This is a genomic window from Mesoterricola sp. JemC181, assembly GCF_055384585.1.
Map to the genome: position 1 here is coordinate 4,254,697 of NZ_AP045076.1, position 14,463 is coordinate 4,269,159.

Annotated in this window: 15 protein-coding genes; 7 read left to right on the top strand and 8 right to left on the bottom strand. The window is 70.7% G+C overall.

Annotated features, from left to right (window positions below; genetic code table 11):
- The first annotated feature begins 1 nt into the window (after position 1).
- From ACZ5MC_RS18675 to ACZ5MC_RS18695, 5 genes are all read left to right on the top strand, one after another.
- Positions 2–1,051, top strand: a complete 1,050-nt coding sequence (locus ACZ5MC_RS18675) for an aldo/keto reductase (RefSeq protein ID WP_464516475.1) — start codon at positions 2–4, stop codon at positions 1,049–1,051.
- A 164-nt stretch (positions 1,052–1,215) separates the two neighbouring features.
- A complete protein-coding gene (locus ACZ5MC_RS18680; protein ID WP_306601995.1) occupies positions 1,216–1,650 on the top strand; it encodes a YybH family protein in 435 nt (144 codons plus the stop codon).
- 11 nt (positions 1,651–1,661) lie between these two features.
- Positions 1,662–1,949, top strand: coding sequence for a hypothetical protein (locus tag ACZ5MC_RS18685; RefSeq protein WP_306601996.1), 288 nt, complete (start codon positions 1,662–1,664; stop codon positions 1,947–1,949).
- A 9-nt stretch (positions 1,950–1,958) separates the two neighbouring features.
- Complete coding sequence (locus ACZ5MC_RS18690) at positions 1,959–2,903, top strand: NmrA/HSCARG family protein (protein WP_306601997.1); 945 nt, start codon at positions 1,959–1,961, stop codon at positions 2,901–2,903.
- Positions 2,904–2,987: 84 nt separating this feature from the next.
- Positions 2,988–3,635: a cytidylate kinase-like family protein gene (locus ACZ5MC_RS18695; RefSeq protein ID WP_306601998.1), complete on the top strand. Its 648-nt coding sequence runs from the start codon at positions 2,988–2,990 to the stop codon at positions 3,633–3,635.
- On the opposite strand, the gene ACZ5MC_RS18700 is transcribed toward ACZ5MC_RS18695, so the two are convergent.
- Positions 3,636–4,679, bottom strand: a complete 1,044-nt coding sequence (locus ACZ5MC_RS18700) for a GAF domain-containing protein (RefSeq protein ID WP_306601999.1) — start codon at positions 4,677–4,679, stop codon at positions 3,636–3,638.
- 86 nt (positions 4,680–4,765) lie between these two features.
- Between ACZ5MC_RS18700 and ACZ5MC_RS18705 the strand changes: the two genes are divergently transcribed.
- Positions 4,766–7,732, top strand: a complete 2,967-nt coding sequence (locus ACZ5MC_RS18705) for a PEP/pyruvate-binding domain-containing protein (RefSeq protein ID WP_464516476.1) — start codon at positions 4,766–4,768, stop codon at positions 7,730–7,732.
- On the opposite strand, the gene ACZ5MC_RS18710 is transcribed toward ACZ5MC_RS18705, so the two are convergent.
- Complete coding sequence (locus ACZ5MC_RS18710; protein ID WP_306602001.1) at positions 7,729–8,142, bottom strand: globin family protein; 414 nt, start codon at positions 8,140–8,142, stop codon at positions 7,729–7,731. The genes ACZ5MC_RS18705 and ACZ5MC_RS18710 overlap by 4 nt on opposite strands.
- Positions 8,143–8,213: 71 nt before the next feature.
- Positions 8,214–8,657, bottom strand: coding sequence for an RrF2 family transcriptional regulator (locus ACZ5MC_RS18715; protein WP_464516477.1), 444 nt, complete (start codon positions 8,655–8,657; stop codon positions 8,214–8,216).
- Between the two features lie 102 nt (positions 8,658–8,759).
- On the opposite strand from ACZ5MC_RS18715, the gene ACZ5MC_RS18720 reads away from it, so the two are divergent.
- Positions 8,760–10,043 carry an O-acetylhomoserine aminocarboxypropyltransferase/cysteine synthase family protein gene (locus ACZ5MC_RS18720; protein WP_464516478.1) on the top strand — a complete coding sequence of 428 codons (1,284 nt, stop codon included), beginning with the start codon at positions 8,760–8,762 and terminating at the stop codon, positions 10,041–10,043.
- Position 10,044: 1 nt separating this feature from the next.
- On the opposite strand, the gene bioA is transcribed toward ACZ5MC_RS18720, so the two are convergent.
- Genes bioA through ACZ5MC_RS18745 form a run of 5 tightly spaced genes read right to left on the bottom strand, consistent with a single transcriptional unit; the run spans position 10,045 to position 14,462 of the window.
- Positions 10,045–11,352, bottom strand: a complete 1,308-nt coding sequence (gene bioA, locus ACZ5MC_RS18725) for an adenosylmethionine--8-amino-7-oxononanoate transaminase (protein ID WP_464516479.1) — start codon at positions 11,350–11,352, stop codon at positions 10,045–10,047.
- Positions 11,352–11,978: a dethiobiotin synthase gene (gene bioD / locus ACZ5MC_RS18730; RefSeq protein WP_464516480.1), complete on the bottom strand. Its 627-nt coding sequence runs from the start codon at positions 11,976–11,978 to the stop codon at positions 11,352–11,354. The genes bioA and bioD overlap by 1 nt, the downstream gene beginning before the upstream one ends.
- Positions 11,978–12,721 (bottom strand): methyltransferase, encoded by a 744-nt coding sequence (locus ACZ5MC_RS18735; RefSeq protein WP_306602006.1) that lies wholly within the window; start codon positions 12,719–12,721, stop codon positions 11,978–11,980. The genes bioD and ACZ5MC_RS18735 overlap by 1 nt, the downstream gene beginning before the upstream one ends.
- On the bottom strand, positions 12,718–13,296 hold the full coding sequence (locus ACZ5MC_RS18740) for an alpha/beta hydrolase family protein (RefSeq protein WP_306602007.1): 579 nt from the start codon (positions 13,294–13,296) through the stop codon (positions 12,718–12,720). The genes ACZ5MC_RS18735 and ACZ5MC_RS18740 overlap by 4 nt, the downstream gene beginning before the upstream one ends.
- Positions 13,293–14,462: an aminotransferase class I/II-fold pyridoxal phosphate-dependent enzyme gene (locus ACZ5MC_RS18745; protein WP_464516481.1), complete on the bottom strand. Its 1,170-nt coding sequence runs from the start codon at positions 14,460–14,462 to the stop codon at positions 13,293–13,295. The genes ACZ5MC_RS18740 and ACZ5MC_RS18745 overlap by 4 nt, the downstream gene beginning before the upstream one ends.
- Between the last annotated feature and the right edge of the window lies 1 nt (position 14,463).

The following is a 14,463-nucleotide window of genomic DNA, read 5'->3' on the forward strand; positions in this document are numbered from 1 at the left end:
CATGAAATACAACCCGTTGGGCCGCACCGGCCTTTTCGTGTCCGAGATCTGCCTGGGCGCCATGACCTTCGGGGGCAACCCCGAGGCCGGCTTCTGGAAGACCATCGGCGACCTCGGCCAGCCCGAAGTGGACGGCATCGTGGGCCGGGCGCTGGCCGCGGGCGTGAACTTCATCGACACCGCCGACGTCTACTCCTACGGCCAGTCCGAGCGGCTCGTGGGCCAGGCCCTGAGGAACCTGGGGGTGGCCCGCAAGGACGTCGTCCTCGCCACCAAGGTCTTCGGGGAGATGGGCCCCGGCCCCAACGACCGCGGCGCCTCCCGGGGCCACATCATGGACTCGGTGCACGGGAGCCTGGAGCGCCTCCAGACCGACCACATCGACCTGTACCAGATCCACGGCAACGACTCCGTCACGCCGGTCGACGAGACCCTGCGGGCCCTGGATGACCTGGTGCGCCAGGGCCTGGTGCGCCACGTGGGCGTGTCCAACTGGACGGCCTGGAGGATCGCCAAGGCCCTGGGCCAGAGCGAGGCCAGGAACTGGGCCCGCTTCGAGACCCTGCAGGCCTACTACTCCATCGCCGGGCGCGACATCGAACGGGAGCTGGTGCCCATGCTCACGGAGGAGAAGCTGGGCCTGATGGTCTGGTCCCCCCTCGCCGGGGGGCTGCTCTCGGGCAAGTACGGCCCCGGCGCCACCACCCCGGAAGGCTCCCGGCGGACCACCTTCGACTTCCCGCCCGTGGACAGGGACCGGGCCTGGGCCTGCGTGGCCGCCATGCGCGAAATCGGGGAGGCCCGCGGCATCTCGGTGGCCCGCGTCGCCCTGGCGTGGCTCCTCGCCCAGCCCCACGTGATGAGCGTGATCATCGGCGCCCGCACCCAGGCCCAGCTGGACGACAACCTCGCGGCGACGGACGCGGAGCTCTCCGCCGGAGAGCTCGCGCGCCTCGATGCGGTCAGCGCCCTCCCGCCGGAATACCCGGGCTGGATGCTGCAGCGCCAGGGCGGATCGCGGCGGCCGAAGCCCTTCCAGCCGAAGAGCTGACGATCCGGCCCGGAACGGCGGGATTCCCCGGACCGCAATTTCAATGTTGAGACATTGACTCATTCCCATTTTCGTTTATCCTTGCCGTGGTTTGTTCCGCACCCTGCCCCCGCCAGGCGCCTCCCAGAGGACGCCGGACGCAGGTCCACCCCAAGGAGGAACCCATGCAGACCCCGGAAGACGAAGTCCGTGAAGCTTCGGCGCGCTTCTATTCCGCCTTGAACCGCATGGCCAACGGCGATGCGGATCCGCTGGCGGAGGTCTGGCACCATGGCGCCGAGGCGACCACCATGCACCCGGTGGGCGGCCGGGAGGCGGGTTGGGGACCGGTCCAGGCCTCGTTCGCGCAGGTGGCCCACCTCGCCTCGGAAGGACAGATCCGGCTTGAGGAGCAGCTCGTCCGGGTCGTGGGGGACCTGGCCTATGAACTGGGCGTCGAACGCGGAGCCGTCAAGCTCGGGGGCCTCCAGTCCACCGTCGACAGCCGGGTCACGAACATCTACCGCAAGGACGAAGGGACCTGGAGGATCGTCCACCACCATACGGACGTGTCGCCGTCGATGGTGGAGATCCTGGATCGCCTGTCGGCGAAGGCCTGAGGAGGCAAGCCATGCCCTATGCCATCGTTCACCACTTCCCGGGCGGCACCAAGGAGCAGTACGAGGCGTCCGTCGGCGCCGTGCATCCCGGCAGGACCGTCCTTCCCAAGGGGCAGGTCTACCACGCCGCCGGGCCTTCCCCCGGGGGCTGGACGGTCATCGCCGTCCACGACTCGAAGGCGAGCTGGGAGGAGTTCCGGGACGAGATCCTGATGCCGAGGATGCGGCAGGGGATCCCCGGCGGCTTCAAGACGCCGCCCCTGGAGACGGCCTTCGAAACCCACCTCGTGCTGTCCTAGGGAGGTCCCATGGCCAAGCGGCTCATCGCGGTGATCGGCGCCACCGGCGCCCAGGGCGGCGGCCTCGTGCGGGCCGTGCTCGCGGATCCGGGCGGAGGCTTCGCGGTGCGGGCCGTCACCCGCAAGCCCGGGGAAGGCAGGGCCGCGGAGCTGGCCAGGGCAGGCGCCGAGGTGGCGGCAGCGGACCTCGACGACCCCGCGAGCCTCGTGAAGGCCTTCGAAGGGGCCGACTGCGCCTACTGCGTCACCAACTTCTGGGAGCACTTCTCCCCCGAGAAGGAGCTGGCCCAGGCGAAGAACCTCGCCCGGGCCGCCAGGGCCGCGGGCGTGGGCCACGTCATCTGGTCCACCCTGGAGGACACCCGGCTCTCGGTGCCCCTCACCGACGACCGCATGCCCACGCTGATGGGGACGTACAAGGTCCCCCACTTCGACGCCAAGGGCAGCGCCGACGCGTTCTTCGCGGAGGAGGGGGTGCCCACCACCTTCCTGCTCACGTCCTTCTACTGGGACAACCTCATCCACTTCGGCATGGGCCCGAAGAAGGGCGAGGACGGGAAGTGGTCCTTCGTCCTGCCCATGGCGGACCGCAAGCTGCCCGGCATCGCCGCCGAGGACATCGGGCGCTGCGCGTACGGCATCTTCAAGCGGGGCGCGGGACTCGTGGGCCGGACCGTGGGCATCGCCGGTGAGCACCTGACGGGGGCCGCCATGGCATCCGCCCTCTCCAGCGCCCTGGACCGGCAGATCGCCTACGCCTACGTCCCGCCGGAGGTCTACCGCACCTTCGGGTTCCCCGGGGCGGAGGATCTGGGCAACATGTTCCAGTACAACCGGGATTTCGCCGACGCGTTCTGCGCGAGGCGGGACCTCGCGTTCTCCCGTTCCGTCAATCCGGAGCTGCAGACCTTCGCCCAGTGGCTCGCGCGGCATGTGAAGGAGATCCCGGGCTGAGACCAGCCCAGGGAATTTGACCGGGATGTGAAATGCCATTTTACATCCGGTTCCCGGAAGCGAAAACTGGGGGTGGAGGCGTCCATGACGAGCCACCCCGCCATCACCATCTCCCGCAGCATCGGCAGCGGCGGCACCGAGGCGGGCTTCCTGACGGCGCGCAGGCTCGGCTGGCACTTCTGCGACCGGCGGATCCTGCGTCTGGCCGCGGGGGCCATGGGCCACTCCGTCGCCAGCCTGGCCCACCAGGAGGACCACCCCAGCGGATTCAAGGATTGGCTCATGACCATCTTCGCGCTGGGCTCCCCGGAGGCGCCCTTCACCCTGTTGCATGAGGTGCCCATCTACAGCCGGGATCTGTTCGACGTGCAGAAGGCCGTGATGCACCGGATGGTGGAGCACGCCCCCTCGGTGATCGTCGGGAGAGGCGGGTTCATCGCCCTGAAGGACCAGCCGGACGTGCTCCACGTGAGCATCCACGCGGATCTGGACTTCCGGGTCGAATCGCTGATCCGGCGCCACAAGGCCCCCAACCGCCGGGCCGCCCTGGCCACCATCGAGGACTCCGACCGGGGCCGGGCCGGGTTCATCAAGGCCATATCCGGCGCGGACTGGCGGGATCCCAGGCACTTCGACCTGGTGCTGGACCCCTCGGGCGAGGGCCTCGAAGCCTGCGTGGGAAGCATCGTCGCGGAGGCCGGCCGGCGCTTCCTGCTGGACCGGGAGGCCTGACTACTCCCGGCGCTGTTCCAGCATGTGGAAGAGCTTGGCCTTGGCCAGGGCGTCCTCCCCGCGGTTCACCAGAAGCCCCACCTGGTGGGCCACCTCCTCGATGAGGTTGCGCTCCTCCTGCAGGAAGGGCCCCTCGTCGAAGGCGGGCATGTCCCGCACGTAATACACCTGCACGGCGCCGCGGAGCTTGCCGGCCACCAGGATGTCCGCCTCCTGGAGCCACGGGGTCTCCTGGAAGCCGGGCGTGTCGAACATCCGGCCGTTGAAGAGGATGCGGGCGGAGGTGAGCTCGGGGTACTGCCACGCGGGCGGCAGCAGCTCCACGATGTCCTGCAGCTGTTCCTCCAGCGTGCGGCCATCCAGCTGGGACACCTGGGCGATGCCGTACAGGCAGTCCAGTTCCTTGACCCGTTCCCGCAGGGCCCACTGGGCCGCCTGGAAGGCCACGGCCACGCCGAGGGTCTCGCCGACGCCCTCGAAGTACTGCACATCGTTGCGCGTGAAGTAGTCGGCCTTCCGGCTTCCGAGGTACAGCACGCCCCGGATGCGCTCGTCCACGGGGACGGGCACGAAGGCCAGGGACCGGTATTCCCCGCCGATGACCACGGAATGGGCCTGGGCGTCCAGGCGGCCGCTTTCCCGGAGGAGCACCGGACGGGTGGAGTCGCTGGTCCAGAAGCTCCCCCCCCGGGTGGAGAAGGGGGAGGCGGCCAGGAACTGGCCCTTCAGCACCGAGGCCATGATCTGGTCGGCCAGCAGGGACGGGTCCGGGTCCGACGGGACGAGGTCGCAGAGGAAGCGGAAGCCCCCCTCCCCCACCTCCGCCCTGCAGCGGTAGACCTTGCCGCCGTCCTCCAGGCGCACCTCCAGGATGTCGCAGGCCAGGAACTCCAGGATGGAGCCGCTGGCCATCTGCAGGAATTCCAGCCGCAGGAAGCCCTGGTTGGCCATGGAGAACAGCCGGTGGAGCAGGTCCCGGAACCGGAAATGCGAAGCGCCGCCCCAGGCCAGGAGCGGGTTGCCGTCGTGGGTGGACTCGATCATGCCGGGAACCTCCGGAATGCTGGCTCGATGGGCCTATTCTGCCCGAATTTCAATGCTATGATGCGGACACCTTCCCGGAAATGACCATGCGAGACCGGATCCTGGACGACCTCCTCGGCATCCCGGAGCAGACCGAGACCCTGTACGACTCCCTGATCCCGAGGCGGGTCAACAACCTGCTCCTGGTGACCAGCCTCTACGACAGCTACACCTTCATCGAGGACGGCCGTCTCTCGGAGATGCTGCTCAACGAGTTCATGGAACTCAACTTGCAGTATTCCCCGCATATCCAGCGGGTGTCCACGGCGCTGGAGGCGCTCGACCTCATCTCGCGCATGGACTTCGACCTGGTGATCTCCATGCCGCGGGTGGGGGAGATGAACGTCCGGGAGTTCGGGGAGCGGGTGCAGGAACGGGCGCCGGGGCTGCCGGTGATCCTCCTGGCCAGCAGCCTGCGGGAACTGGCGCAGCTCCAGCCCCTCACGGACCTGAAGGGCATCTACGACGTCTTCGTGTGGCTGGGGGACGTGCGGCTGTTCCTGGCCATGATCAAGTCGGTGGAGGACCGCCTGAACGCCTGGCATGACGCCCGGCTCGCCGGCGTCAAGTGCATCCTGGTGGTGGAGGACAACGTCCCCTTCTATTCCGCGAACCTGCCCGAGCTCTACACGGAGGTCATGAAGCAGACCCTGACCCTCATGGCCGAGGGGGTGAACCGGTCCCAGCGCATCATCCGGCGCCGCGCCCGGCCCAAGATCCTCCTGGCCCACACCTTCGAGCAGGCCATGGATTTCTACGGAAAGTACCGGGAGGACCTGGTGGGGGTCATCCTGGACATCGCCTTCCCCCGGGGCGGGCGCATGGACTTCGCGGCGGGACCGGCCTTCGCCAAGATCGTGGCCGAGCGCAGCCCGGACCTCCCCATCCTGGTGCAGTCCACTTCCGAATTCTGGGACCCCGGGCCCGAGTCCACCGTGACCTTCGTGGACAAGCGCTCCCCGGACCTCCGCCAGGAGCTGCGGACCTTCATGCAGGACTACCTGGGCTTCGGCGAGTTCATCTTCCGCAACACCGACGGCGCCATCGTCTCCAAGGCCGACGACCTCCGCAGCCTGGAGTGGTCGGTGCAGGCGGTGCCCATCGAGAGCCTCGAGTTCCACGCCCACCGCGGCGACTTCAGCAAGTGGCTCCTGGTGCGCACGGAGTTCGAGCTGAGCGGGACGCTGGCCCGGATCATCGCCCAGAACCCGCAGGGCGAGGACCTGCGCTCGCGGATCCTGGACGCCCTCCACGCCCACCGGGCCCGGGCAGGCGCGGGCGTCGTGGCGGAGTTCTCCCCCACGGGCTTCGAGGGGAGCAGCCGCTTCGTTCGGCTGGGCACGGGCTCCCTGGGCGGCAAGGGCCGGGGCCTGGCCTTCGTCAATTCGCTGATCACCTCCTACCACCTTGAGAACCGCTTCCCGGGCATCCGCATCGCCGTGCCCCCCACCCTGGTGCTGGCCACCAGCGTCTTCGACCAGTTCATGCAGACGCCCGGCCTGCGGGCCTTCGCGCAGCAGGAGCAGGACAACGAGGCCATCACCCGGGCCTTCCTGGCCGCGGATCTGCCGCGGGACGCGGTGGACGCCCTGTGGACCTTCCTGGACTGGATCCGCTACCCCCTGGCGGTGCGCTCCTCGAGCCTCCTGGAGGACGCCTCCTACCAGCCCTTCGCGGGGATCTACGAGACGTACATGATCCCCAACAACGAGGAGGATCCGGAACTGCGCCTGGCCCGCCTGGGCGACGCGGTGAAGCGGGTCTACGCCTCGACGTTCCATTCCGAGGCCAAGGCCTATCTCCAGTCCACGCCCAACCGCGTGGAGGAGGAGAAGATGGCGGTGGTGATCCAGCAGATGGCGGGAAGGCGCCACGGCCGCTACATGTATCCCGACTTCGCCGGGGTGGGCCGCTCCCTGAACTTCTACCCCATGCCCGGCATGAAGCCCGAGGAGGGCGTGGGCTCGGTGGCCCTGGGCCTGGGCAAGACCGTGGTGGACGGCGGCCGCTGCGCGCGGTTCTGCCCCGCCCAGCCCGCCAAGCCCCTCCAGTGGTTCTCGCCCCGGGACTACCTGCAGAACGCCCAGCGGGAGTTCCTCGCCCTGGACCTGGACAGCCACGGCACCGGGCACGGCGGCATGCTCAACCTGGCGACCCTCGACCTGGCCGCGGCCAGGGAGCACGGCACGCTCTACCCCGTGGGCGGCGTCTACTCCCCGGACAACGACGCCATCTACGACGGCTGCTCCCGTCCCGGGGTGCCGCTGGTGACCATGGCCGGCGTGTTCAAGGGCTCGGTGTTCCCCCTGGGCGAGGTGCTCACCCTGCTGCTGAAGGCCGGCGCCGCCGCGAACTCCTGCCCCGTCGAGATGGAGTTCGCCGTCACCCTCTCGAAGAACCCCGGGGAGCCCCACGCCTTCGACTTCCTCCAGATCCGCCCCATGGTCATGGGCACCGACGCCCAGGACATCCCCATGGCCGCCCTCAAGCCCGGGGACGCCATCTGCACCTCCCGCATGGCCATGGGCAACGGGTTCCTGGAGGGCATCCAGGACCTGGTCTACGTCCGCCCCGGGACCTTCAGCCGCGCCCTGACCACGCGCATCGCCGCCGAGGTGGGCGACCTCAACAAGCGCCTCAAGGGCCGCCCCTACCTCCTGGTGGGCCCCGGCCGCTGGGGCAGCAGCGACCCCTGGCTGGGCATCCCCGTGGCCTGGTCCCAGATCGCCGGCGCCCGCTGCATCGTGGAGACCGACATGGGGGACATGCACGTGGATCCGTCGCAGGGTTCGCACTTCTTCCAGAACCTCATGGCGTTCGGAGTGGGATATCTCACGGTGGAGACCCAGGGGAAGGAGGACCTGCTGGACTTCGGGTGGCTGGAGGCGCAGGAGGCCACCTACGAGACGGAGCACCTGCGGCACCTGGCGTTCACGGCGCCGCTGGAGGTGGCGCTCAACGGCCGGCGGAACCGCGGGGCCGTGCTCAAGCCCGGGTGCAGCCTGCGCGGCTAGGCGTGGAAGCGGGACACCAGGTAGCGGATGCCGATGCCCATGCTGGCCTCCCAGGCCAGGGTCACCTCCGGGGTCCAGGCGGGGTCGGCCACCCGCACCGCCGACAGGAGGCTGTCCAGCCAGTTGTCGTACAGCTCCGCTCCGATCGCCAGCTGCGCGGCCCCGTGGCGCCGGGCCAGGTGGTCCAGGAACTCCGGAGGTCCCAGGCCGTCCTGGCGGGCCGCGCGGAGCATCAGGGTGAAGGAGCTCTGCAGCATCTCCTTCTGCCTCGCGAAATCCGTGGTGCCGAACTTCTCCCGGACCTTGGGGGAGGAGGCGAGGAAGAGCTCATAGAAGAGATCCAGGAAATCCGGATTCGCCCTGCATCGCTCGAGGCTGTCCCCGAAGACCTGGAGCGTGGCGTCGTCCATCGGATCCTCCGGGATGATGAGGACAACTTATAGCGAAGGGCGGGACAATCAAGAAAAATCGGGAATGAGACTCATATCGCGTAGTTGCTCACCGCGTCGGAGCGCTTGGCGCGGTCCCGCTCCACCAGCGCCGCCAGGGAGATCCCGCCGTAGATGTCCCCCAGGGCCCGGCTGCCCTCGGCCCACAGGTCCTCGAGCGTGCAGGCCTCGGGCTTTCCGCAGCAGCCCGAGCCCCCGGGGCAGTCCGACAGGGTCAGGGGCCCCTCCAGGGCCTCCAGGATGGCCAGCACGGAGATGTCGGCCGGGTTGCGCGCCAGGGTGTAGCCCCCCCGGGCCCCCCGCACGGCCTGGACGATCCCGCCCTTGCGCAGCGGCACCATCAGCTGCTCCAGGTAGGTCCCCGGAAGCCCTTCGGCCTCCGCGATGTCCTTGAGGAAGGTGGGCCCGTGCCCATGCAGGCGACCCAGGGCCAGCAGGGCCCGCATTCCGTAGATGGCGCGCGAAGAGAATTTCATGGCCCCAGAATACCCACTTCTTACTAAGAAATCATCTTGACGGCGAGCCATTGTTGAGTATTCTTATTTTATCACTAAGAATACCTTCCCGAGGAGCCGCCCGTGACCTACCGCCCCGAAACCGTCGCCCTGCATGGCGGCCAGACTCCCGACCCCACCACCCTCAGCCGCGCCGTGGCCATCCACCGCACCAGCTCCTACGTGTTCAAGAGCACCGAGCACGCCGCGAACCTCTTCGCCCTGCGGGAGCTGGGCAACATCTACACGCGCATCGGCAACCCCACCCAGGACGTCCTGGAGCAGCGCATCTCCCAGTTGGAGGGCGGCGCGGCCTCCCTGGCCCTGGCCTCGGGGACCTCGGCGATCTTCTACGCCATCATCACCCTCGCCCAGGCCGGCGACGAGATCGTGGCGGCCAACAACCTCTACGGCGGCACCTACACCCAGTTCGACGCCATCCTGCCGGCCCTGGGCATCAAGGTCCGCTTCGTGGATCCCGGGGACCCCGCGAGTTTCCAGAAGGCCATCACGGACAGGACCCGGGCCGTCTTCATCGAGAGCATCGGCAACCCGCTGCTGGACGTGGCCGACATCGAAGGCATCGCCGCCGTGGCCCACCGCAACGGCCTGCCCCTCATCGTGGACGCCACCTTCTCAACGCCGTACCTGCTCCAGGCCATCCGGCACGGCGCGGACATCGTCGTGAATTCGCTCACCAAATGGATCGGAGGCCACGGCACGGGCATCGGCGGCATCATCACCGACGCGGGCACCTTCGACTGGAAGGGCGGAAGGCACCCCCTCTTCACCGAGCCCGACCCCAACTATCATGGCCTGCGCTGGGGCATCGACCTGCCCGCGCCCCTGGCCCCCCTGGCCTTCATCCTCAGGGCCCGCACGGTGCCCCTGCGCAACCTGGGCGCGGCCATCTCCCCCGACAACGCCTGGATCTTCCTCCAGGGCATCGAGACGCTGCCCCTGCGCATCGTCCGCCACAGCGAGAACGCGCTGGCCGTGGCCCGGCACCTGCAGAAGCATCCGAAAGCGGCCTGGGTGCGCTACCCCGGCCTGCCCGGCGACCCCAGCTTCGAGCTCGCGTCGAAGTATCTCCGGAACGGCTTCGGAGGCATGGTCGTCTTCGGCATCAAGGGCGGGTCCGAGGCCGCCGTGCGCCTCATCGACAGCATCCCCCTCTTCTCGCACCTGGCCAACGTCGGCGACGCCAAGAGCCTGATCATCCACCCCGCCAGCACCACCCACTCCCAGCTCAGCGAGGCCCAGCAGCGCGAGGGCGGCCTCACGCCGGACCTGGTGCGCCTGTCCATCGGCATCGAGCACATCGACGACATCCTCGAGGCCCTGGACGCGGGCCTGGCCAACGCCTGACTCAGTCCGTGAAGCCGCTCTCCAGCCCCGCCTCGATGCCCGAATACGCCCTGTCCAGCTGCTCCCCGGTCACGCAGTAGGGGGGCAGCAGGTAGAGCGTGGGGCCCAGGGGCCTGAGCAGCAGCCCGCGCTCCAGGAAGAACCGCTTCATGCGGGCGTTCAGGCCGGGGAGGTCCGGGACCACGTCGAAGGCCGCGATGGTCCCCTGCACCCGCAACCTCGCGGCGTGCGGACTCGCCGCGACGATCCGCGCAAGGTCCGTGCGGTGCCGCCGCTCGATCTCCGCCCGGGCCGCAAGGCAGGCCGGGTCCAGCAGGAGGTCCAGGGAGGCCAGCGCCGCCGCGCAGCCCAGGGGATTGGCGGTGAAGGAATGGCCGTGGAGGAAGGCCCGGTCCGTGGAGGGATCCAGGAAGGCGTCGTGCACGGCCTCGGTGGTGATGGTGAGGCTCATGGGGAGCGCGCCTCCGGTGAGGCCCTTGGACAGGCAGATGAAGTCAGGCTCCACCCCCGCCCCGAGGCACCCGAAGAGCGGTCCCAGCCGGCCGAAGCCCGTCATCACCTCGTCGAGGATCACCAGGATCCCGCGGCTCCTCATGCGCTCCACCACGCCGCGCAGGAAGTCCGGCCGGTGCATGCGCATTCCGCTGGCGCCCTGCACCAGGGGCTCGATGACGGCCGCGGCGGTGGCCGCGCCGTGGCGTTCGAGGTGGCGGTCCAGTGCGGCCAGGGCCGCGGCCTCCTTGGCCTCCACGTCCCCGTCGCCCAGCCAGGTGTCCGCCACGGGCAGCACGTCCACCGGGAACATCAGGGACCGCCATGCCTCGAAGAACCGCGAGGACACGCCCACCGACATGGCTCCGACCGTGTCTCCGTGGTAGCCGCCGTCGAAGGCCAGAAAGCGGTCCCGGGCCTCCCCGCGGTTGCTCCGCGCCTGGAGCGCCATCTTCAGGGCCACCTCCACCGCGGTGGAGCCGTTGTCCGAGAAGAAGCAGCGCCGGAGGCCCGGGGGCAGGAGGGCCGTGAGCCGCCGGCAGAGCTCCACCGCCGGCTCGTGGGTGAACCCCGCGAAGATCACCTGCTCCAGGCGCAGGGCCTGGTCGCCGATGGCCCGGGCGATGGCGGGGTGGCCGTGGCCATGGAGGGTCACCCACCAGGAGGAGACGAGGTCCAGGATCTCCCGGCCTTCGACGTCCGTGAGGACCGCGCCCCGGGCCGAGCGGATGGGGATGGGCGGCGGCGCGGTGAGGGCCTGGGTGAAGGGGTGCCACACCAGGGAGCGGTCCAGATCCGCGAGGGCGGTGCGGTCCATCAGCGGCCTCCGATAGGCGACAGGTCGAGCCGTGCGGCGGCCGCCGCCAGGGCCGCCGGGGTCAGGGGGTCCAGCCAGGGGATGCGGCCCAGGATGGGTGCGCCTCCGAGGCGGGCGATGGCCGCCAGGTTGAGAGGATGGTCCGGCCCGCTGAAGACGATGCCCGCCACCGGGAGACCCCGCCGGCGCAGGGCCTCCAGGGACAGCAGGGTGTGGTTGATCGTGCCCAGCCCGGTGCGCGCGGCGAGAACCACAGGAAGCCCCAGGCGGGCCGCGAGGTCGATCATGAGGGTCGTGGCGTCCAGCGGGACCAGGAGGCCCCCCGCCCCCTCCACCACCAGGAGGCCCTCCGGGAGGGCGATGCGGGCGGGGTCGATGGCCAGGCCCTCCTCCGCCGCGGCCTGGTCAGGCGCGAGGGCCGCCTGGAATTCGTAGGCCGGGCGCGGGAAGTCCCCGGGCCGGTGCCCGGTGAGCCTGGCCACCACGGCCGTGTCGCCCCCGGGCGCCCCGCGCAGTCCGCTCTGCACCGGTTTCCAGTAGCCCGCGCCCAGGGCCGCCACCAGGGCCGCCGCCACGACGGTCTTGCCTGCGTCCGTGTCCGTTCCCGTCACGAAGACGCTTCCCATCAGGCCCTCCAGATCACGGTGAGCACGTCGTAGGTGGCGAGGAACTCGCCGCCGCCGGAGCGCAGGAGCCGGCCCAGGGCGGCCGGGGAGAGCGTCGCGTGGCCCGGGGCGGCGGTGCGGGCCCCGGTGAGCCGCAGGTGGTCCAGGAAGCCGTGGAGGCTCCCGCACCGCAGCGGGAAGGACCGCCGCCCGACGCGGCACCCGGGCAGCAGCGCCTCCAGCCCCTCCGGCGTGGGGTAGGCCGGCGTGCCCGGCTCCACTCCGGCGGCCCGGCACCTCCCGCGCCACTCGGGGAAGGTGCCGGCGCCCAGGGTGGTCACCGCCAGCGCGCCGCCGGGGTTCAGGAGCCCGTGGAGCCGGGTGAGGCCCGCCGCCAGGTCGCCGAACCACTGCACCGCCAGGCTGGAGACGATCAGATCGAAGCGCCGCCCGCCCACATCCGGGTCCTCCCCGTCCATGACCCGCGCATCCACCCCGGGAAAGCGGCGGGAGCACGCCGCGACCATGGCCGGGGCGAGGTCCGTCGCCAGCCATCGGCACCCGGGAAGGGCCGGGGCCAGGGCGCCGGTGAGAAACCCCGTGCCGCAGCCGATCTCCAGCACGTCCGGGGCCGCCTTGGGGGGCAGGGCCAGGACCTGGCCCGCCAGCGCCGCGGCCACCCGCCGCTGGGGCCCCGCCTGCCCGTCGTAGGTGCCGGCGGCGGCGTCGAAGCGCCTCAGGATGGTCTCCTTCCACTCGCTCATGGCTGGAGGGCCTTCGCCAGGTCCAGGGGCCGGGTCAACGGCAGGACGTGGCCGCCGGTGGGCCAGACCTGCCCCGGGAAGGCCATGGACACCAGCGGGTCGTCCTCGGCGCCGAAAGCCAGGACCGGCCGGCGGAGCCCGCGCGCATCCTCGTCGCGCATGCGCAGGAGGTCGGCGCGGAGCCGCGGGACGTCGGGTTCCCCGGGGGGCACCGCCGTGCCGAGGCGGGCGTGGAAGGCCTGAAGCACCTCGCCGGGAGCCTTCTCGAGGCGGTTCAGCATTCGGTCCAGGACCCGCACCGGGGTCCCCTGCGGGTAGTCCCCCGCCGCGGAGAAGCGCGCGAAGCCGTTGACCGACACCAGCGGAACCCCCGCCAGGGCCGGCTCCCGAAGGGCCCAGAGGCACCCGAAGGAGTGGCCCACCACCAGGTCCAGGTCCGGCGGGAACGCCAGCCGCTCAGGCCCGAAGTACCCCAGGTCCGCCTCGAACCACTCGGGCCCTGCCAGGGCGGCCCGCAGCGGCCCCCAGAGGGACGGGCCGAAGCCCCAGCCGTGCACCAGGAGGATCCGTCTCACGCGCCCGCCCTCCCCAGCCCCTGGAGGGCGTGGACGAGCAGGCCGAGGTCCTCCTCGGTGTGGGCCGCGCTCAGGGCCAGGCGCAGCCTTCCGGTGCCCGGAGGCACCGTCGGAGGACGGATCCCCATGGCCAGAACGCCCCGCTCCTCCAGGAACCGCGAGCCCGCCAGGGTATCGGCGTCCGAGCCCAGGACGGCGGGGACGATCTGGGTGTCCGAGGCCAGGGTGTCGATCCCCAAGGCCCGCAGGGCGCTCCGCACCCGCTCCGCGTGGCGGGAGAGGACGGCCCGCTCCCTGTCCAGGCGGGGGAGCAGCTCCACCGCCGCGAGGGCCGCCCCGGCCGAGGGGGGCGGCAGGGCCGTGCTGAAGATGAAGCCGCGGCACGTGTTCACAAGCCAGTCCACCAGGACGCCGTCGCAGGCCACGAAGGCCCCGTAGCCCCCGAGGGCCTTGCCGAACGTGCCCATCACCAGGTCCACGCGCCCCTTCACCCGGGCCTCGGCGCACAGGCCTGCGCCGCTGGGGCCCAGCACGCCGGTGGCGTGGGCCTCGTCCACGTAGAGGAAGGCCCCGTGCTCCGCGGCCAGGTCCGCCAGGGCCGGCAGGTCGGCGCGGTCCCCGTCCATGCTGAAGACGCTCTCCGTGAGGATCATGCGGAACGTGCCCCCGCCCCGCTCCAGCAGCTCCCGCAGGTGCCCCGGATCGTTGTGGCGGAACCGCTGGGCGCGCACCCCGGCCAGGCGCAGGCCCTCGTACATCGAGGCGTGTGCGAGCCGGTCGATGAAAACCCGGGGCTCGTGGCCCGCCGCCCGCGGATCCAGCAGGGCCGACAGCACGGCTGCATTGGTCTGGAAGCCCGAGCCCATGGCCAGGGCGGCCTCCGTGCCCTTCAGGGCCGCCAGCGCGCCCTCCAGCCGCGGGTGCACGGGGAGGGTGCCGCACACCAGGCGCGAGGCCGTGGCCCCGGTTCCCCCCGCATCCGCCTTCACCAGGCGCGGATCCCGGGCCAGGCCCAGGTAGTCGTTGCTGGAGAAGTTCACGAGGCGCCGCCCGTTGCGCTCCACCGCCATGCCGTCCAGGGGGGTCACCGGCGTGAGCGTGCGGCGCCGCGAGGCGCGGCCCAGGTCGTCCAGGGCCCGGGCCAGGGTGTCGCGGTAGGGGTCCACG